Source organism: Sphingomonas sp. LH128, from assembly GCF_000293195.2.
In the GTDB taxonomy this organism is placed as follows: domain Bacteria; phylum Pseudomonadota; class Alphaproteobacteria; order Sphingomonadales; family Sphingomonadaceae; genus Novosphingobium; species Novosphingobium resinovorum_A.
This window is the reverse complement of sequence record NZ_ALVC01000115.1, coordinates 1-17711: the sequence shown is the minus strand read 5'-3', so window position 1 is coordinate 17711 and position 17711 is coordinate 1. Positions and strand designations below refer to the sequence as shown.

The window sequence follows — 17711 nt, the reverse complement described above, 5'->3', positions numbered from 1 at the left end:
ACTCCCGCGATTCGCGTTCGAAGCTATCTCAGTCGCAAGTTCTGGAAAACGGCCGAAATCGGCTTTGGCCCCGGGCAGGGCGCTGCTAGTGTCCCGCCACCATGGTGACCACGACAGACGACGAATCCGATCCCTTCGACGCCATCGTCGATGCGCCCTTCGATGCGGCGCTGTCCGAGCGCTATCTCGTATATGCGCTGTCCACCATCACCGCGCGCTCTCTGCCGGACCTTCGGGATGGCTTGAAGCCGGTCCACCGCCGCCTGCTCTGGGCGATGCGGCAGCTCAAGCTGGACCCGGCCAGCGCCTACAAGAAGTCCGCCCGCGTCGTCGGCGACGTCATCGGTAAGTACCACCCGCATGGCGACGCCTCGGTCTACGACGCGATGGTGCGTCTCGCGCAGGATTTCTCCCTGCGCTATCCGCTGGTGCAGGGCCAGGGCAACTTCGGCAACATCGACGGCGATAATGCGGCGGCCTACCGCTACACCGAAGCGCGCCTGACCAAGACGGCGATCCAGCTCATGGCCGGGCTGGACGAGGGCACCGTCGATTTCATCCCGACCTACAATGGCGAGGAAAGCGAGCCGGACATCTTCCCCGGCATTTTCCCGAACCTGCTGGCGAATGGCGCGACCGGCATCGCGGTGGGCATGGCGACGTCGATCCCCAGCCACAACGTCGCCGAGATCATCGACGCCACGCTGCTGCTGATCGACAATCCCCATGCCGAGCATGCGCAGTTGATGGAGGTCTTCAAAGGCCCCGACTTTGCGACCGGCGGCCTCGTTGTCGACAGCCCCGAGGCGATCAGCCATGCTTACGAGACCGGCAAGGGCGGTTTTCGCGTGCGGGCGCGTTTCTCGACCGGACGCGGTGCGGACGGAGCGTGGGAAGAGACCGGCATCGAAAAGCTGGGCTCGGGCCAGTGGCAACTGGTGGTCACCGAAATTCCCTACATGCTGCCGAAGGGCAAGCTGATCGAGCAGATCGCCGCACTGATCGGCGACCGCAAGCTGCCTATCCTGGAGGACATCCGCGACGAGAGTGACGAGGAAATCCGTCTCGTCCTGGTGCCGAAGAGCCGCAACGTCGATCCGGAACTGCTGAAGGAAAGCCTTTACAAGCTGACCGACCTCGAAAGCCGGTTCAGTCTCAACCTCAACGTGCTCGATTCTCACCGTACGCCGGGGGTTCTGGGTCTCAAGCTGCTGCTGTCGGAGTGGGTCTATAGCCAGATCGACATCCTGCTGCGCCGCACCCGGCACCGACTGGAGAAGATCGCCTCGCGCCTCGAACTGGTCGCGGGCTACATCATCGCCTACCTCAACCTCGACCGGATCATCGAGATCATCCGCACCGAGGACGAGCCCAAGCCGGTGATGATCGCAGAGTTCGAACTGACGGACCGCCAGGCCGAAGCCATCCTCAACATGCGCCTGCGCTCCTTGCGCAAGCTGGAAGAGATGGAACTGCGCAAGGAGCACGAGGAACTGCTGAAGGAGCAGGACGACCTCAACAAGCTGCTCGAAAGCCCGGCTCGCCAGCGCACCCGCATCAAGCGCGATCTGACGAACCTGCGCAAGGACTATGCCGAGGACACCGCGCTCGGCCGCCGCCGCACCACGATCGCGCAGGCGACCAAGACCGTCGAGTTCTCCATGGATGCGATGATCGAGAAGGAGCCGGTGACGGTGATCCTCTCCGCGCGTGGCTGGATCAGGGCGGCCAGGGGGCATGTGGCTCTGGATGGCGACTTCAAGTTCAAGGAAGGTGACGGCCCGGCCTTCGCGTTCCATGCGCAGACCACCGACAAGATCCTAATCGCGCTGGACAACGGGCGGTTCTACACGCTTGGCGCTGACAAGCTGCCCGGAGCGCGCGGTTTCGGCGAGCCGATCCGCACGATGGTCGATATCGATGCCGAGGCGCATATCATCGAGGCGATCGTCTACAAGCCGAAGGCGCAACTGCTGCTGGCTTCCAACATCGGGCGCGGCTTCGCGGCGGAGATGGACGAACTGCTCGCCGAAACCCGCAAGGGCCGGGCGGTCATGTCCACCAAGCCCGGCGTCACGCTGACGACGGTGCGCGAGATCCCGGCCGAGCACGATCACGTCGCGGTGGTCGGCGACAACCGCAAGCTGGTGATCTTCAGCCTCGAGGAACTGCCGGTCATGGCCAAGGGGCAGGGGGTCACGCTCCAGCGCTACCGCGATGGCGGCATGGCCGATGTGACGACGCTCAGGCTGGAGGACGGCCTCTCGTGGACCATGGGCGGCGAGAGCGGCCGCACGCGAACCGAGAAGGACATGGCGCTGTGGAAGGTTGCGCGCGGTGCGGCCGGGCGCTTGCCGCCGAACGGGTTCCCGCGGGACAACAAGTTCCAAGGGTAGTGTAATGCTGCCGGGGCGTCGACAAGCTCAGCCTGAGCGGGATTCATAGCCCAATCTATCAAAACCGCTCAGGCTGAGCTTGTCGAAGCCCCGGGAGGCGTGCGCAAATCAGTTCTGCTGCACATCCTGTGGATGATGCGGCACCAGGATCAGCGTCTTGCCCTCGACGCGCCAGCTGGCGAGCCGCGACAGCAGGTTCATGCCGATGACATTGGCGTCGCCGAGCCCCGGCGCCACCACCGCGTCGATCTCGCGCGCGACGACGCTGCCCATGCGCAGTTCGTCGATCACCGCCAGCTGGGCCTCCACTGTTCCGTTAGCCGTGCGCATCAGCACCGAGCGGTTGAGCGGATTGGCCTTGAGTCTCGCCTCCTGCGCCGTAGCGGGCGAGATCGCCGTCAGCGTCGCGCCGGTATCGACGAGGAAATCGCGCTTCACGCCGTTGACCGTGGCGCTGATCCAGAAGTGCCCGTCCGGCTGCATCGGCACCCGCGTCTCGCCGCCCGCGACGCTCTGACGCTCGATGCCGAACTGAGGCAGGGCGAAATCGGTGCCGGTGGTCAGGCGCGTGACTTGCGCGATCGTCAACAGCATCGCGGCGAGCAGACCAAGGTTACCCACCCCCCGCAGCAAACTGCCGAGGAGTGGTAGCGGCCGACGCAGCATTCCGCCGATCACGCTCGCGACGATGCCCGCGAAGGCAAGCGCCAGCAACGGCTGCCCGGCAAGGAAGTTCAGGATGTCGGCAAGGTCCATGGTCGATGGGTCTATCATACTGCAGCTTTCGCGGCGCTGACTGCGTCGTCCGGGCCTAGTGCCTCTTTAGGCGAGGGCGGGCGGCAAGCAAGGCGCGCGAGGCGACGTAAGTTGGGCCCGGATCAGGTCCGGGGCGATGGGGTTTTCGGCGTCAGAATGAGGCGGTTGCCCTCAACCCGCCAGGCTGCCAGCTGCGAAAGTAAGTTCATGCCGATGACGTTGGTATCGACCTCGGTGTCGGGGCCGATGGCGACAGTCAGGGCATTCGCCTCGATCCCGCCGAAGCCCAGCGAATCCGCCGTGCCGCGCCGAGCGACGATCGAGCCGTTGGCGGTCTCCAGGATCATGCCGCGATCCTCCGGATCGGGCTGGATGCCGACCCTTTGCGCTACACGCTGCGAGACGCCCGTATACGTAGCCCCGGTGTCGATCAGGAATTCGACCGGCTCGCCGTTCAGTTGCGCCTCGACCCAGAAATGCCCGTCTGCGCGCATGGCGACGACGGTTTCCTTGCCGACGATCTCTGCCGGGCGGGTGGCGTCGAGCCAGAGCGCCGCCTCTGACCGGCCGTTGTGGCCAGCCAGTTCCGCTACCGTGAGCAGCAGCGCGGCGATCAGGCCGAGGTAGGCGCAGTTGCGCATAATCCGCCCCAGCCGGGGGTTCCCCGCGGCAATCATACCGGCAGCGACCGCGAGCAGGATCGCCGCGATCGTCAGCGACAGCAGCGGCTGCCCGATCAGGAAGCCGGTCAGCTCGTCGAGATTCACGCCAGCGGTTCCTCCGCCAGAACCTCGTCGAGCAGGACATCGACGCGCTCGCCTTGTGGGAAGCCTTCGGCGATCCAGCGGTCTTCGACCCGGCGTAGAATACGCGCCACATCAGGCCCTGCGCCTACCCCGCGTGCGACGATCTGTCCGCCCTTGAGCGGCATCGTCGGTATTTCCCAGCCTGCGAGTGTCGAGACGTCCGCGCCTGCGATCAGCAGTCGATCCAGCGCGCGATCCCGTCCGAGACGATAGGCGAGCGCACGCGGCTCTCCGGGCGATCCCTCACGAGCGGCGGCGAGGGCGAGGCGCTTCTTCTGTGCTGCGGAAAGGCGGAATCGCGCGGCGACCTGCTCGGCCAGTGTGGGTTGCGGCGGCAGCAGCGCTGCCAGTCGGCGGATCGCCTCGGGCGCGATGCCTTGCATGCGCTCGGCCGCGACGAGCACGGCGAGGGCGTCCGGATCGGCTTCCGGCAAGATGACCTCAAGTACACCGAGTTCGCGCATCCGCTGTACCGTCGGCGCCGGATCGGGAAGGCCGAGCAGGTTCATCGTCTCCATGCCCACCCGCTCGCGCGAGAGGCCCTTGAGCGTCGCAGCCAGTTCCGAGCAGGCGGCTTCCGCTTCGGTATCCGCAGGCGAGGAGCCGAAGCGGGCCTGGAAGCGGAAGTAGCGCAGGATGCGCAAGTGATCCTCGCGGATGCGCTGGCGGGCATCGCCGATGAAGCGCACGTGGCGGGCAGAGAGGTCGGCGAGGCCGTCGAACCAGTCGTGGATTTCGCCGCCTTGCGGATCGGCGTAAAGTGCATTGATCGTGAAGTCGCGCCGCGCCGCATCTTCGCGCCAGTCTTCGGCGAAGGCCACGGTGGCGCGGCGGCCATCGGTCGAGACATCGTGGCGCAGCGTGGTGATCTCCACCGGGCCGTGGGGAAGCACGGCGGTCACCGTGCCGTGTTCGATGCCGGTGGGGACATTGCGGATGCCGGCGGCATCGAGGCGCTCGATCACCGCCTCTGGCAGAAGCACCGTGGCCATGTCGATGTCCTTGACCGGCAGGTCCAGCAGCGTGTCGCGCACCGCGCCCCCGACGTAGCGGGCATTGCCCTCGCCCAGCGCGGCGACGAGACCGAGGAGGTCTTCGCGGTGCATCCACGGCGCATTCAGGGTTTCAGGCATTCGAGGATCTTTCGAGCCAGTTCAGGCGACCGGCAAGGTTGTGGAGGATAGCCCCGGTGACACCCCAGATGACGTGGTCCTGGCGGGTGTCGTTCCAGACGATCTCGATGAAACTGTGGCGACGCCCCTCGAACTCTACATTGCGGGTCGCCTGGTTGGCGGGATCGAGCACGAAATCGACCGGAACCTCGAACCACTGCGCGACTTCGGCGGGGTTGGGCCGGATTTCGAGATCGGGGGGGACGATCCCGACGACCGGCGTGATCTCGTAGCCGCTGCCGGTGCGGTAGACGTCGCTGGTGCCGATGACGCGGACGTCGCCGGTGCGGATGCCGAGTTCCTCGTTCGCTTCACGAAGGGCTGCCTCGACGGCATCTTCGCCGGGGTCGATGCGGCCGCCGGGAAAGGCGATCTGGCCCGGGTGCGCGCGCATGTTCGAAGGCCGATGGAGCAGCAGTATACCGGGACGCTCGCGCTCGGTTATGGCGATAAGCACGGCGGCGGGGGTGAACCGCGCAATGTCGTGGATGCGCGGATCGCTCCACAGGCGCGGCGGCGCGTCGGCGTGGCCCGCCTCGAGGCGGCGAGAAACCTTATCGTACAATGCGCTCATGCGGGGACCAGCGCGAAGCGGGCGCCGTTGCTCGTCACCGACAGATCGTCGCTTTCCAGCGCGATCTCCGCCAGTTGCGCGTAAGTGCTGCGATTGAGCCTCGCACGCGTGCCATGGCGGACCGCGACGTACAGCGCGGGTGTCTCGGTATCGCCCTCCGCCGTGATCGGGTGGTCCGGCCCTGCAATGACGAGGTCGTCGGTGTTCAGGCGGAAGGCGAGGGTGCCCCCCTCGCGCTTGACGTCGATCGCGATAAACGCCGCATCCTCGACTTCGATGGAGAGCTTCTGGACCGGCGTGACCAGCCAGTGCTGCCCGTCTGCGTCACAAGTCAGCAGCGAGGCGAAGGCGCGGACCATCGCCGGCCGGCGGATCTCGCCGCCCTGATGAAACCAGCGGCCGTCGGCGGCGATGCGCATCTCGCTGTCGCCGGTCTCGGCGGGCGACCACTGATCGACCGGCGGGAGTTTGCGCGCGGCGACCAGCCTGGCCACCTCGTCCAGGCTCAGCGCGGCAAGTTCGGGGGGAGGTTCATAAGGCATCGTCTCGCGATGCCAGATAGGGCCTCGCGCGCCAAGGTCCAGTGTGGCTCGTGGTGCCGCAAGCTCAACTGCGACCCTGCGCGTTCAGCGGAGCCAAGGACCCAGCATGCCGCGCTCGGGCAGAACGGCGATGTTGGCGCAGCGCACCAGCAGACGGCGCCGTTCGAACGGTCCGGGCAGTTCCCAGCCCTCGGTGCCCTCGTTGGAAAAGCCCCAGAAGCGGCCGTAATACTCGGGATCGCCGATCATGACCTGCGGCAGCGGCGCGCGGTCGTCGATGCTGGCCATGCTGGTCGACATCAAAGCCTGACCATAGCCCATGCCCTGATGGCCGGGCATCACCGCGACCGGGCCGACCATGATCATCGGGAAGGGACGCCCTTCGGGCGTGTTGAGCGCGACCGGCCAGCACTGGATCGTGCCGACCAGCATCTCGGAGGCGTCGAGCGCGGCAAAGCTGAGCGCCGGCAGCCAGTCCGTGCCTTCACGTACTTTGTAGGCCGTACGCTTGTGGCGCTCCGGCTCGAACGCGGCGTCGAGCAGCGCTTCGACGAGCGCGGGATCGACATTGTCGAGCGGAATGATCGTGGCGGCTTCGGAATGGATCTGGGTCATGGCGCGCGCGCGATAGGTGGCGCGCCGCGGTTTGTCGATTCAATTCGGGTTTTCAGCCCGCCGGGGTGAGCCTCAGCAGGTGGCCGCTTTCGGGGCCTTCGCCATCCTCCAGCAGCCAGATCGCGCCGTCCGGGGCTTGCCGGATTTCGCGGATACGGTTGTCCATTGGATAGCGGGTCTCCTCGGTTGCCTTGGTCCCGTCGATCGAAACCCGCACGAGGCCGGTGGCGACCAGACCCGTGATGATCGCCTGCCCCTTCCATCCGGGGAAGAGGTCTCCGCTATAGAAGATGAAGTCGCCCGGCGCGATCACGGGATTCCAGCTGATTGCAGGCTGCGCGAGATCGGGGCGCGTCGAATTGCGCGGGATCGGGCGGCCGTCGTAATGATCTCCGTCGGACACTAGGGGCCAGCCGTAATTGGCGCCCGGTTTGACGAGGTTCAACTCGTCGCCGCCGGCGGGGCCATGCTCTAGGTCCCACAACCGACTCTGCGCATCGAAAGCCAGGCCGAGAATGTTGCGGTGGCCGTAGGACCAGATCTGGTTGGTCGGCGCGGGTTTGTCGGCCCAGGGATTGCCTGGAGCCGGCGTGCCGTCCGGCAGCAGGCGCAAGACCTTGCCGAGGTTGGTGCCGAGATCCTGTGCGGGCGTGAATTTCTGCCGCTCTCCGGACGCCACGAACAGGTAATTACCGTCGGGCGAGAAGCGCAGCCGGTGCGAGTAGTGGCCGCGCCCGGCAACCTTGGGCGTCTGGCGCCAAATCACCTTGAGGTTCTGCAGCGCACATTGGGTTGCACCATTGCAGACGAGGTCGGCCTTGCCCACTGCCGCGCCGCGCGTGTCGCCCGGTCCGGCTTCAGCCCAACTGAGGTACACGATGCGGTGGTCCAGCGTGGTTTCCGTCTGGCCCGGCGCAAACACGAAGTCGCCGAGGCCGCCCTGGCCGCCGTAATCGACCTTGGGAACGCCCTTCACTTCACTGATGCGACCGTCCGGCGCGCGCAAACGGATCGTACCCTTCTTTTCGGTCACGACCAGCGTTCCGGTGCCTTCGTCGAAGGCCATGGCCCAGGGTTCGTCGAACTGCGCGAGCGTTTCCACCTTGAAGGGCGTGCCGGCTTCGGAGGCAGGCGCCTTTTCCCCGGTGGCGGCATTGCCGCAGCTTGCGAGTGTTAGCGCCAGCGGCGATAGGGCGAAAAGGAGACGTCTTGCGAACATGCCGAGCCCAATGCTTGCACCTTTCACGAGTTCCCCGAGCGTGCCTTCGGCAACGAAACGTTACGTGATCGGTGTCGACGAGGCCGGTCGCGGCCCGCTTGCAGGGCCGGTTGTTGCAGGCGCGGTCATGCTCTGCAAGCCGCGCCCCTCCGGACTGGACGATTCCAAGAAGCTTTCCGCGATGCGCCGCTCCGAACTGGAGGCAACCATCAAGCGCCGGTGCCGCTGGGCGGTCGGCGTGGTCGATGTGGAGGATATCGATCGCCTCAACATCTTCGGCGCGACGATGCTGGCGATGACGCGCGCGGTGGCGGCGCTATGTGCTACGCTGGGCGAGGAGCCGCACGAGGTGCTGGTGGACGGCAACATGACGCCGCATGGTCGCCGCGAGGAATGGCGCTGGAATGCCCGCGCGATCGTCGGCGGGGATGCGATCGAGCCTTGTATCTCGGCGGCATCGATCATCGCCAAGGAGCACCGGGACCGCCTGATGCGCGATCTTGCGCTGGTGCATCCGCATTACGGGTGGGAGCGCAATGCCGGTTACGGCACGCCGCAGCATCTTGCTGCACTGCGAGAGCATGGGCCCACCCCGCATCACCGGCGCAGCTTCGCTCCAGTGGCTCAACTCACGCTGCTTTAGGCTGCGAGCGCGAGGTCTTCGGACTTCGGTGCCTCGATCCTGGCCTCCGGAACGGCGGCGTCCTGCGCGGGCTTCTCGGCCAGACCGGCGACGTAGCGCTCGGCAAGGAGCACGTCGCGGCGATACGAGAAGTAGAGTGAGATAAGCGAAAACATCTGACGACCTTTATGGATATGTGCTTGCTGCGCTGCAGCATCGAGGGTCATTTGGGCTTCACGGCCGATTGCTGCAAATGCAACGTATCGGATGGGTGTTGCATAAAACTGCACTATCAATTCCGGGGTGTGACAAAAAGTTATCCACGAGTCGCGTGAGTCACACCCACTACATCTTGAGTCATGGCGATTCGCGGCGACTCAAGATGTAGTGCCGGATTCGTTTTGTTCCGCTTGGCTGAACACGTGAATCACAAGGATTCACCACGAGTCGCGGCTTGACGGCGAGTCTCGGATGAATCACTTAGGGGGTCATATCCACAGTTTATCTCATCGGAGCAGTCATGGGTCAGATCTTGGTCAAGGAACGCATTCGGGCACGGGCGCCTGCGCCCACCCCGAAGGAGCTGCTTCCGCTCGGCCGCATCCTGACCGGGGACTGCATCGAGGCGATGCGTACCATTCCCGACGCTTCGGTGGACATGGTCTTCGCCGATCCGCCGTACAACCTGCAGCTCGGCGGCGACCTCGCACGCCCGGACGGCAGCCACGTCGACGCGGTGACGAACGACTGGGACAAGTTTTCCAGCTTCGCGACCTACGACCAGTTCACCCGCGACTGGCTGACCGAGGCGCGCCGCGTGCTCAAGCCCGAGGGTTCGTTGTGGGTGATCGGGTCGTATCACAACATCTTCCGCCTCGGTGCGATCATGCAGGACATGGGGTTCTGGATCCTCAACGACATCGTGTGGCGCAAGGCGAACCCGATGCCCAACTTCAAGGGCACCCGCTTCACCAACGCGCACGAGACGCTGATCTGGGCGAGCATGGGCGAGAAGTCGAAGTACACCTTCAACTACCGCGCGATGAAGACGCTCAATGACGAATTGCAGATGCGCTCGGACTGGGTGCTGCCGATCTGCAACGGAGCCGAGCGTCTGAAGAAGGGTGGCCGCAAGGTCCACCCGACCCAGAAGCCGGAAGCGCTGCTCTACCGTGTGATGCTGGCGACGACCAACAAGGGCGACGTCGTGCTCGACCCGTTCTTCGGCACCGGCACCACCGGCGCCGTTGCCAAGCGCCTCGGCCGCGAGTGGATCGGCTGCGAGCGCGAGAGCAACTACCGCGAAGCCGCGCTGGAGCGCATCGAGATGGCGCTGCCGCTCGACGAGAGCGCGCTCAAGACCATGCAGTCCAAGCGCACCGCGCCCAAGGTGGCGTTCGGCACGCTGATCGAGACGGGCTGGATACAGCCGGGCACGCAACTGTTCGACAAGAAGCGCCGCCACGTTGCATCCGTGCGTGCGGACGGCTCGCTGGTGTCGGGCGACCTCAACGGTTCGATCCATGGTGTCGGCAAGGACCTGCAGGGCGCGCCTTCGTGCAACGGCTGGACCTATTGGCACCTGGAGCACGAAGGCCAGATCAAGCCGATCGACGCGATCCGCCAGCTGTACCTGCTCGCGACGGAGCCGTGAGGTGGCGCAGCGCCTGGGTTGATGCTGTCTATCCGGTAGACCGAGAACGTCGAAAATCTGCTACTCGAGCCGCTGAAGAAAATTCAGGCCGAACAATCGGCCGCGCGTGAGCGCGACCGGGAGATCATGACACGTCTCGGTTTGCTGGAATCGATGATTGCGCGCATCGGCTGTGATAACGCTCATGCTTATGAGGAGCAGATCAAGGACCGGCACGGGCTCGACGCCTTGAAAGAGCGTGTTGAGCGTTTGGAAAGGGGCCTCGAACTCGGGAACTGAGTTGGTTCCTTATCGTCGTGACCCGAGCTAAGGCGCGGTCATGACCCGCAAACTCTATATCCGCCCGATCGCCCTCGCCGACAGCCCGCAGAGCGAGGAGGGCGGGGCCGTGCGTCTCGGCGGGGCGATGGTCTGGGCGAGCCGCTTCGCGCTGATCCTGCGGGAAGGTGGCAAAGTTATCGCGCGCGAGCGGGTGTCCGCCTCGCAGATGCCCGCTGCGTTGGCCGCGCTCCCCGCCGACCTCGGCGCCATGGCAGAGGCGCAGTGGGCGAACTTGCGCAAGGTGCATGCGCCGATCCAGTGCGGCGCGCGGACGATCCGGTTCGAGCAGCCGCAAGTCATGGGCATCCTCAACATGACGCCCGACAGCTTTTCCGACGGCGGCAGGTTTCTCGACAATCTCGAAGTCGCCGCCGCCCATGCCTCGGCCATGCTGGAGGCGGGCGCGGCGATCGTCGATCTTGGCGGAGAATCCACCCGTCCCGGAGCGGCGGCCGTATGGGAGGGCGACGAACTCAAGCGGGTCGTGCCGATGGTCGAGCGGCTCGCCGCGATGGGCGCGGCGATCAGCGTCGATACCCGCCGCCCCGCCGTGATGGAAGCGACGTTGACGGCGGGCGCACACATCATCAACGACGTCTCCGCGCTCCGCTACGATCCGCGCAGCCTGCAACTGGCGGCCGAGTCCGGCGCTCCGGTGGTGCTGATGCATGCGCCGGGCAAGGCCGAGGACCTGCATTCGGGTGCCGATTTCGACGACGTCGTGCTCGACGTGTTCGACTGGCTGGAGGCGCGGCGCGATGCCTGCGTGGCGGCGGGAATCCCGGCTGACAGGATCATCATCGACCCGGGGTTCGGCTTCGGGCTGACGCTGGGGCAAAACCTGACGCTGTTCAACGCGCTGCCGCTGTTCCATGCGCTCGGCCAGCCGCTGCTGGTGGGCGTCAGCCGCAAACGGATGATCGGGGCGCTCTCTAACGAGGCGCCCGCGCACCAGCGGCTCGGCGGCTCGGTGGCGCTTGCGGTGAAGGCCATGGATGCCGGTGCACACATCCTGCGGGTCCATGACGTGCCGGAAACGGTACAGGCCGCGCGTGTGTGGAGGGGGCTGCGCGATGCCGCGCTGACCGACTTCTCACAATTGCCGCAATAGCCGTTACAAATCTGGACGAGGCATGAACCGCAGGTTTCTGCCGGATGAACGGCAGGTCCGAGTTCTGTGACCCTGTCATCACAACCCGGTGCTGCACTGCAAAACGTCCCGCTGAATGCTCGTTTCGTCCTTTCGCCTGACGAAAATTGCATTCGTGACCGTTTGTCCTTCCGACAGTGAGGCAATTCCGCCTCGCACTGGAAAGCGACAAAGGGGATTCACCCATGAAGCAGACCATCATCATCCGCGCCGCTGCCGTGGCGCTCGCCATCGTTCCCGCTACCGCCATGGCCGTCGTGCCGGCAATGTACGAGGAGCGGGTCGCCCGCGTCGAGGAGAACCGCATCATCCAGACGCCGATCGGCGGCATCGAGGGCAAGCACTGGTTCAACTACCGCGCGAACGTGAACGAGAGCCAGAAGGAGCTGGCCACCGATCTGCGCAAGGCCAGCGACATCGAGGATCAGCGCGACGCCTGGGAGGAATATGGCAGCGAACTGCGGCACGAACGCGGCACTTACGCCAAGGCCATGGCGAAGCGCGGTTACCGTATCCCCTCGGTCATGATCGAGGGTCTCTGAGCCTTTTTGAACAGTCCCCCCGGACAACGAACCGGGGTCGCGCTTCTGGCGCGGCCCCGGTTTTCATAGGTGTTCCAATCCATCATGCGACTTCTACGCGCAGCCGTTCGATGCGGGTGGTGCGCAGTTTCCAGCCCTCGTCGTTTCGTACGTAGGTTTCATGGTAACGTCCCCAGCCGGTCAACCGGGTAAAAGGGCCGCCCGGCGGCAGGAACAGCCGGTCGGTGAAAGCCCATATCCCGCTGGCGGCGGTCTCGCTTTCAACGGTGATGTCGGGGTCATGGCCCTGATGCACGGTGACCATGTGCGGGCCGCCCGTTTCACGAGCGTCGGGCCAGTTCAAGCGGCCTTCCATCACCTTGTTCATGGCGGGGAGGTGGTCGATGCCGCTGGCCGGGTCGGTGCAGCACCCGCGATAGTCGAGCACACAGTCCTCCGCGAGGATCGAGCGGACGAGCGCTGAATTGCGATCGTCCACGCCGCGAAAATACCGGGCCTTCACTTGCCTGATGGCCTCGATCGCGGCGAGGCGTTCCATCGTATCCACGTCCACCTCTCCCACGTTCCTATGCGGGAAGTCTGGACAGATCAGGCGGCGTTGTCGATGCCCAGCTCGGACAGCTTGCGGTAAAGGGTGGAGCGCCCGATGCCGAGACGCCTTGCCACTTCGGTCATGCGGCCACGGTAAAGGCCTATGGCAAGGCGGATGACGTCGGCCTCTATCTCATCGAGCGGGCGCAAGTTGCCGTCGGCGGTGTAGAGCATGACGCCGGAGCTTTCCGGCATCTGGGGGGCTGTGGACAACCCTGTGCCCAATATGTTGAGAAGTTGCGGAAAATCTTCCGAAGTCAGCGCATCGCCGTCGCAGAACACGGCTGCGCGGAACAGCACCGCCTGCAACTGGCGCACGTTGCCCGGCCAATCGTAGGCGGCCAGCAACGAGAGCGCGCCGTCGGCGATGCCCAGTTCGCGAAGCCCCGGCTGCTCGCCGATGCGGGCGAGGAAGAAGCGGGTGAGGGCGGGAATATCGCCCGTCCGCTCGCGAAGCGGCGGCAGCAGGACCTTGGTGGGCGACAGCGCCGTTAGCAGTTCGGGCATGAAGTGGCCCTGGTCGGAAAGGTCCGCCAATGGGAGGTTGCTCGCGGCGATCAGGCGCACGTCCACCCGGAACGAGTGGCGGGCACCGATCGGGCGACAGTCGCCTTTCTTCACCGCTTCGAGCAGGCGTTCCTGTACCGATTCGGGCAGCCGGTCGATCTCGTCGAGGGCGAGGGTGGCGCCGTCGCAGTGCTGGAGCGCGCCGATCTGGCGATCGAATGCGCCGGGGAAGGCGCCCTTTTCATGGCCGAACAGGACCGACTCGATGGAGTTGGCTGGTACGCCGCCGATATTGATGATCCGCAGCGGCATGCGCGAGCGCGGCGAGGCGGCGTGCATCGCGCGGATCAGCATTTCCTTGCCCGATCCGCTCTCGCCCTCGATCAGCACCGGAGAATGGCCGCGCGCGGCCTTGGCGGCGACGGCCAGCGCCTTGCGGAAGTTGGGCGCCGCGCCGATCATCGATTCGAAATCGGGGTTGGACGGCATCTTCTCGGTCAGCGGCGCAAGCTCGTCGCGCGGTGCCTCGCGCGTCGTCGCAGAGCGCAGGGCGTGCATCAGCCGGTCGGGCGCGACCGGCTTGACGAGGTAATCGGTCGCCCCCGCGCGCATCGCCTCCACCGCAAGCAGCGGCGAGGTGCTGGCGGTCAGCATCAGGATCGGGAGGGCCGGACGGCGGGCCTTAAGCTCGGAAATCAGCGCGCAGGCGTCGTCGCCGGGCACCCACTGGTCGAGGATAATTGCCGAAAGCTGCATGCCCTGCCGGGTGCCGAGCGTGGCGATCGCCGTCTCGGCATCGCGCACGATCAGGGTACGCCACCCCTCGCGCGAGGCGAGTGCGGAGATCAGGCGGCTCTGGGCCGGCTCATCGTCGATGAGCATGAGGAGGCGCTGGTCAAGGTCCGCCATGGTGGTGTCGCTTCGTGTCGCCTCTTCGCTTTCTGGAACTTGAACTTACGGCAAACGGGTAAAGAGCGGATTAAGGCTGCGGTTGGAACGCGCGGAACCGGATGTTCATGATCGGTTAGTGACGCCGTCATGGACCTTCTTCGCCCTTGAGCGGCAAGCCCGGCCCGGTTAGTGTCCACTGGAAAGCAAACAGTTTTGGGGAAAAGAGACAATGGCTTCGGGTAACGACATCAAGGCCGCGACCGAGACCTACAACGGCTTCATCAAGGCCGCCACCTGGAGCACCGGGGTCATCATCGTCATTGCAGCGCTGGTCGTCGGTCTGATCGCCTCCTGAGCGGGCCGCGAGTTTGACCCCTCAGCGGCGGATCGCGGTCCTCGCCGAACGCGCGACCGGCGAAACCCGGGTTGCCGCCACACCCGAGACCGTGCGCAAGCTCTCTGCCCTCGGCGCCCTCGTGGCGGTGGAAGCCGGAGCGGGGCTTTCCGCCAGTATTTCCGACGCGGACTATCGCGCAGCCGGGGCCGAAGTAGGTCCCGTCGATTCGGTCTTGGCGGGAGCGGACATCGTTTTCGCGGTGCAGGGGCCTGATCCTGCGTTGCTCGGCAGCGTCGCATCCGGCGCATGGGTGGTTGCGATCCTCGATCCGTTCGGCCAGCGCGCACGCGTGGATGCCTATGCGGCAGCCGGACTCGAAGTGCTGGCGATGGAACTGATGCCGCGTATCACGCGGGCGCAGTCGATGGACGTTCTCTCCAGCCAGTCAAACCTTGCCGGATACAAGGCGGTGCTGGCGGCGGCCGATGCCTATGGCCGGGCCTTCCCGATGATGATGACGGCGGCGGGCACGGTCAGCGCCGCCAGGTGCTTCGTCATGGGCGTCGGCGTCGCAGGGCTTCAGGCCATCGCGACCGCCCGCAGGCTGGGCGCGCAGGTCTCCGCCACCGACGTGCGTTCGGCCACGAAGGAGCAGATCCAGTCGCTTGGCGCCAAGCCGATCTTCGTCGAGAGCGTCGCCGGGATCGAGGGTGAGGGCTCGGGCGGCTATGCGGGCGAGATGAGCGAGGAGTACCAGCGCGCGCAGGCGGAACTCGTCTCGGCGCACATCGCCAAGCAGGACATCGTCATCACCACCGCGCTGATCCCTGGCCGCGCGGCGCCGCGCCTCGTCACCGACGCGCAGGTCGCCTCGATGAAGCCGGGCAGCGTGATCTTCGACCTTGCCGCACCGCAAGGCGGCAACGTCGAGGGGAGCGTGCCGGACCAGGTGATCGAACGCCATGGGGTGAAGATCATCGGCTATTCGAATACGCCCGCGCACCTGCCCGCGGATACTTCGGCGCTCTATGCGCGCAACCTGTTCAACTTCGTCTCCGCGTTCTGGGACAAGGAGCAGGGCGGCCCGGTGCTCGACGCGGAGATCGGTGACGCGGTGCGCCTCACGCGCGGTGGCCAAGTGGTTCACCCGAGGCTGCAGAGGCAGGACAGCTAGCATGGACTTCGTTTCTATCCTGTCGATCTTCGTGCTGGCCTGCTTCGTGGGCTATTACGTCGTGTGGTCCGTCACCCCGGCGCTGCATACGCCGCTTATGGCGGTGACCAACGCGATCTCCTCGGTGATCGTCGTCGGCGCGCTGGTGGCGAGCGCGGCTTCGGGCTCGCCGATCGGCAAGTGGCTGGGGCTGGGCGCGGTGGTGCTGGCCAGCGTCAACATCTTCGGTGGCTTCGCCGTCACCGAGCGGATGCTGGCGATGTACAAGAAGAAGGACCGCAAGTGATGGAGGCGCACTCCGTCAGTCCCTGGGTCGCGGTCGCCTACCTGATCGCCGGTGTCTGCTTCATTCTCGCTCTGCGCGGCCTTTCATCGCCGGCGACGAGCCGGAGGGGCAACCGCTACGGCATGGTCGGCATGGGCATCGCCGTGGTGACGACGCTGGTGACGCACGAGGTCGCCAGCCTGCCGGAAATTCTGGGCGCCATCGCCATCGGCGGCGGTGTCGGCTTCGTCATCGCCCGGCGCATCAAGATGACAGACATGCCGCAACTGGTGGCCGCATTCCACTCGCTGGTCGGGCTGGCTGCGGTGCTGGTGGCGGCCGCGGCGTTCCTCAACCCTGAGGCTTTCGGCATTCTCGGCGCCGACGGCAACATCCTGCCCGTCAGCCGGGTCGAAATGGCGCTGGGCGTGGCGATCGGCGCGATCACGTTTTCCGGGTCGGTCATCGCCTTTGCCAAGCTCAACGGCAACATGAGCGGTTCGCCGATCCTGCTCCCCGCGCGCCATGTCATCAACCTGGGCACGCTGGGCGCGATCCTCGTATTGACGGCGCTGTTCGCGCATTCCGGCGCCGCCGGGCCCGGAGAGAACCCGCTGTTCTGGGTGATCGTCGGGCTGGCCTTCGCGATCGGTTTCCTGCTCATCATCCCGATCGGCGGAGCGGACATGCCGGTCGTCGTCTCGATGCTCAACAGCTATTCGGGCTGGGCGGCGGCGGCGATGGGCTTCACGTTGCACAACACCGCGATGATCGTGACGGGGGCGCTGGTCGGTTCCTCGGGCGCGATCCTGTCGTACATCATGTGCAAGGCGATGAACCGCAGCTTCCTCTCCGTCATCGCCGGAGGCTTCGGCGCGGAAGCGGGCGCGGGCGGCGGCGAGGCCCGGGAACAACGCCCGTGGAAGCGCGGCTCGGCAGAGGACGCGGCGTTTCTGATGAAGGAGGCGGAGAACGTCATCATCATCCCCGGCTACGGCATGGCCGTGGCACAGGCCCAGCACGTGCTGCGCGAGATGGGCGACCAGCTCAAGAAGCATGGCGTGGGCGTGAAATACGCCATTCACCCTGTCGCAGGGCGCATGCCCGGACATATGAACGTGCTGCTGGCCGAAGCCAACGTCCCTTACGACGAGGTCTTCGAACTGGAGGACATCAACGGCGAGTTCGCCCAGGCCGACGTCGCCTTCATCATCGGCGCCAATGACGTGGTGAACCCGGCGGCCAAGACCGACAAGTCATCGCCGATCTACGGCATGCCCGTGTTCGACGTTGATAAGGCCAAGACGATCTTCTTCATCAAGCGCTCGATGGGCGGACAGGGCTATGCCGGCGTCGACAACGACGTATTCTACATGGACCAGACGATGATGCTGCTGGCCGATGCCAAGAAGATGGTCGAGGACATCAACAAGGCGCTGGCGGATTGAGGTAGGGTGTCGTTACTTGGATGGCGCCTAGCCACCCGTTTTCGCCATTCCGGGCGGCGAGCGCTGCGCTCTATAGCCGTCCGTCCGGTACTCGCCGCTCGGGAAGAAATGCAGCCTGACCGGACACGC

Annotated in this window: 20 protein-coding genes; 10 read left to right on the top strand and 10 right to left on the bottom strand. The window is 65.6% G+C overall.

The features are described 5' to 3' along the window. Window positions 1–101 precede the first annotated feature (101 nt). Entirely contained in the window at window positions 102–2396 is a 2295-nt protein-coding gene (gene parC, locus LH128_RS09755) for a DNA topoisomerase IV subunit A (protein ID WP_008829455.1), read from the top strand. A 108-nt stretch (window positions 2397–2504) separates the two neighbouring features. Here parC and LH128_RS09750 read toward each other — a convergent pair whose 3' ends face one another. The 7 genes from LH128_RS09750 to LH128_RS09720 all read right to left on the bottom strand — a co-directional run bounded on the left by LH128_RS09750 (window position 2505) and on the right by LH128_RS09720 (window position 8080). Beyond that, window positions 2505–3170 carry a retropepsin-like aspartic protease family protein gene (locus tag LH128_RS09750; RefSeq protein WP_231958167.1) on the bottom strand — a complete coding sequence of 222 codons (666 nt, stop codon included), beginning with the start codon at window positions 3168–3170 and terminating at the stop codon, window positions 2505–2507. A gap of 104 nt (window positions 3171–3274) precedes the next feature. Then, complete coding sequence (locus LH128_RS09745; RefSeq protein ID WP_008829453.1) at window positions 3275–3919, bottom strand: retropepsin-like aspartic protease family protein; 645 nt, start codon at window positions 3917–3919, stop codon at window positions 3275–3277. Continuing rightward, a complete protein-coding gene (locus LH128_RS09740) occupies window positions 3916–5091 on the bottom strand; it encodes a CCA tRNA nucleotidyltransferase (RefSeq protein ID WP_008829452.1) in 1176 nt (391 codons plus the stop codon). Before LH128_RS09740 ends, LH128_RS09745 begins: the two co-directional genes overlap by 4 nt. Further along, window positions 5084–5704: a CoA pyrophosphatase gene (locus LH128_RS09735; protein WP_036524645.1), complete on the bottom strand. Its 621-nt coding sequence runs from the start codon at window positions 5702–5704 to the stop codon at window positions 5084–5086. Before LH128_RS09735 ends, LH128_RS09740 begins: the two co-directional genes overlap by 8 nt. Further along, on the bottom strand, window positions 5701–6246 hold the full coding sequence (locus tag LH128_RS09730) for a DUF1285 domain-containing protein (protein ID WP_008829450.1): 546 nt from the start codon (window positions 6244–6246) through the stop codon (window positions 5701–5703). Before LH128_RS09730 ends, LH128_RS09735 begins: the two co-directional genes overlap by 4 nt. Window positions 6247–6330: 84 nt before the next feature. Further along, the gene (locus LH128_RS09725) at window positions 6331–6861 is read right to left on the bottom strand and encodes a GNAT family N-acetyltransferase (protein WP_008829449.1); all 531 of its coding nucleotides are present in this window, start codon (window positions 6859–6861) and stop codon (window positions 6331–6333) included. Window positions 6862–6913: 52 nt separating this feature from the next. Further along, window positions 6914–8080: a PQQ-dependent sugar dehydrogenase gene (locus tag LH128_RS09720; RefSeq protein ID WP_008829448.1), complete on the bottom strand. Its 1167-nt coding sequence runs from the start codon at window positions 8078–8080 to the stop codon at window positions 6914–6916. A gap of 10 nt (window positions 8081–8090) precedes the next feature. Here LH128_RS09720 and LH128_RS09715 point away from each other — a divergent pair, with 10 nt between their 5' ends. Then, the gene (locus LH128_RS09715) at window positions 8091–8723 is read left to right on the top strand and encodes a ribonuclease HII (protein WP_051211457.1); all 633 of its coding nucleotides are present in this window, start codon (window positions 8091–8093) and stop codon (window positions 8721–8723) included. On the opposite strand, the gene LH128_RS09710 is transcribed toward LH128_RS09715, so the two are convergent. Beyond that, entirely contained in the window at window positions 8720–8878 is a 159-nt protein-coding gene (locus tag LH128_RS09710; protein WP_155986203.1) for a hypothetical protein, read from the bottom strand. The two genes, LH128_RS09715 and LH128_RS09710, sit on opposite strands and share 4 nt — an antisense overlap. 344 nt (window positions 8879–9222) lie before the next feature. On the opposite strand from LH128_RS09710, the gene LH128_RS09705 reads away from it, so the two are divergent. From LH128_RS09705 to LH128_RS09695, 4 genes are all read left to right on the top strand, one after another. Continuing rightward, complete coding sequence (locus tag LH128_RS09705) at window positions 9223–10356, top strand: site-specific DNA-methyltransferase (RefSeq protein WP_008829446.1); 1134 nt, start codon at window positions 9223–9225, stop codon at window positions 10354–10356. A 126-nt stretch (window positions 10357–10482) separates the two neighbouring features. Next, complete coding sequence (locus LH128_RS33295) at window positions 10483–10635, top strand: hypothetical protein (protein ID WP_156799761.1); 153 nt, start codon at window positions 10483–10485, stop codon at window positions 10633–10635. Window positions 10636–10675: 40 nt separating this feature from the next. Further along, window positions 10676–11788: a dihydropteroate synthase gene (gene folP / locus LH128_RS09700; protein WP_008829445.1), complete on the top strand. Its 1113-nt coding sequence runs from the start codon at window positions 10676–10678 to the stop codon at window positions 11786–11788. A 224-nt stretch (window positions 11789–12012) separates the two neighbouring features. Continuing rightward, window positions 12013–12369, top strand: coding sequence for a hypothetical protein (locus tag LH128_RS09695; RefSeq protein ID WP_008829444.1), 357 nt, complete (start codon window positions 12013–12015; stop codon window positions 12367–12369). An 82-nt stretch (window positions 12370–12451) separates the two neighbouring features. Here the strand turns inward: LH128_RS09695 and LH128_RS09690 are convergent, their stop codons facing one another. Next, window positions 12452–12907, bottom strand: coding sequence for a nuclear transport factor 2 family protein (locus LH128_RS09690; protein ID WP_231958214.1), 456 nt, complete (start codon window positions 12905–12907; stop codon window positions 12452–12454). Between the two features lie 50 nt (window positions 12908–12957). Next, the gene (locus LH128_RS09685; protein WP_008829442.1) at window positions 12958–14376 is read right to left on the bottom strand and encodes a sigma-54-dependent transcriptional regulator; all 1419 of its coding nucleotides are present in this window, start codon (window positions 14374–14376) and stop codon (window positions 12958–12960) included. A gap of 211 nt (window positions 14377–14587) precedes the next feature. Between LH128_RS09685 and LH128_RS32080 the strand changes: the two genes are divergently transcribed. Genes LH128_RS32080 through LH128_RS09670 form a run of 4 tightly spaced genes read left to right on the top strand, consistent with a single transcriptional unit; the run spans window position 14588 to window position 17582 of the window. Next, window positions 14588–14713 (top strand): aa3-type cytochrome c oxidase subunit IV, encoded by a 126-nt coding sequence (locus tag LH128_RS32080; protein WP_081798950.1) that lies wholly within the window; start codon window positions 14588–14590, stop codon window positions 14711–14713. Window positions 14714–14726: 13 nt separating this feature from the next. Further along, a complete protein-coding gene (locus LH128_RS09680; protein ID WP_008829441.1) occupies window positions 14727–15869 on the top strand; it encodes an NAD(P) transhydrogenase subunit alpha in 1143 nt (380 codons plus the stop codon). A gap of 1 nt (window position 15870) precedes the next feature. Next, window positions 15871–16155 carry an NAD(P) transhydrogenase subunit alpha gene (locus LH128_RS09675; protein ID WP_008829440.1) on the top strand — a complete coding sequence of 95 codons (285 nt, stop codon included), beginning with the start codon at window positions 15871–15873 and terminating at the stop codon, window positions 16153–16155. Continuing rightward, complete coding sequence (locus LH128_RS09670; RefSeq protein WP_008829439.1) at window positions 16155–17582, top strand: NAD(P)(+) transhydrogenase (Re/Si-specific) subunit beta; 1428 nt, start codon at window positions 16155–16157, stop codon at window positions 17580–17582. The genes LH128_RS09675 and LH128_RS09670 overlap by 1 nt, the downstream gene beginning before the upstream one ends. Window positions 17583–17711: the final 129 nt, after the last annotated feature.

Excerpts from the sequence above, each read along its gene's own strand:
- parC (WP_008829455.1), top strand. The coding sequence starts at position 102 with ATGGTGACCACGACAGACGACGAATCCGATCCCTTCGACGCCATCGTC.
- LH128_RS09750 (WP_231958167.1), bottom strand. The coding sequence starts at position 3,170 with ATGATAGACCCATCGACCATGGACCTTGCCGACATCCTGAACTTCCTT.
- LH128_RS09740 (WP_008829452.1), bottom strand. The coding sequence starts at position 5,091 with ATGCCTGAAACCCTGAATGCGCCGTGGATGCACCGCGAAGACCTCCTC.
- LH128_RS09735 (WP_036524645.1), bottom strand. The coding sequence starts at position 5,704 with ATGAGCGCATTGTACGATAAGGTTTCTCGCCGCCTCGAGGCGGGCCAC.
- LH128_RS09730 (WP_008829450.1), bottom strand. The coding sequence starts at position 6,246 with ATGCCTTATGAACCTCCCCCCGAACTTGCCGCGCTGAGCCTGGACGAG.
- LH128_RS09725 (WP_008829449.1), bottom strand. The coding sequence starts at position 6,861 with ATGACCCAGATCCATTCCGAAGCCGCCACGATCATTCCGCTCGACAAT.
- LH128_RS09720 (WP_008829448.1), bottom strand. The coding sequence starts at position 8,080 with ATGTTCGCAAGACGTCTCCTTTTCGCCCTATCGCCGCTGGCGCTAACA.
- LH128_RS09715 (WP_051211457.1), top strand. The coding sequence starts at position 8,091 with ATGCTTGCACCTTTCACGAGTTCCCCGAGCGTGCCTTCGGCAACGAAA.
- LH128_RS09710 (WP_155986203.1), bottom strand. The coding sequence starts at position 8,878 with ATGTTTTCGCTTATCTCACTCTACTTCTCGTATCGCCGCGACGTGCTC.
- LH128_RS09705 (WP_008829446.1), top strand. The coding sequence starts at position 9,223 with ATGGGTCAGATCTTGGTCAAGGAACGCATTCGGGCACGGGCGCCTGCG.
- LH128_RS33295 (WP_156799761.1), top strand. The coding sequence starts at position 10,483 with ATGACACGTCTCGGTTTGCTGGAATCGATGATTGCGCGCATCGGCTGT.
- folP (WP_008829445.1), top strand. The coding sequence starts at position 10,676 with ATGACCCGCAAACTCTATATCCGCCCGATCGCCCTCGCCGACAGCCCG.
- LH128_RS09695 (WP_008829444.1), top strand. The coding sequence starts at position 12,013 with ATGAAGCAGACCATCATCATCCGCGCCGCTGCCGTGGCGCTCGCCATC.
- LH128_RS09690 (WP_231958214.1), bottom strand. The coding sequence starts at position 12,907 with ATGGAACGCCTCGCCGCGATCGAGGCCATCAGGCAAGTGAAGGCCCGG.
- LH128_RS09685 (WP_008829442.1), bottom strand. The coding sequence starts at position 14,376 with ATGGCGGACCTTGACCAGCGCCTCCTCATGCTCATCGACGATGAGCCG.
- LH128_RS32080 (WP_081798950.1), top strand. The coding sequence starts at position 14,588 with ATGGCTTCGGGTAACGACATCAAGGCCGCGACCGAGACCTACAACGGC.
- LH128_RS09675 (WP_008829440.1), top strand. The coding sequence starts at position 15,871 with ATGGACTTCGTTTCTATCCTGTCGATCTTCGTGCTGGCCTGCTTCGTG.
- LH128_RS09670 (WP_008829439.1), top strand. The coding sequence starts at position 16,155 with ATGGAGGCGCACTCCGTCAGTCCCTGGGTCGCGGTCGCCTACCTGATC.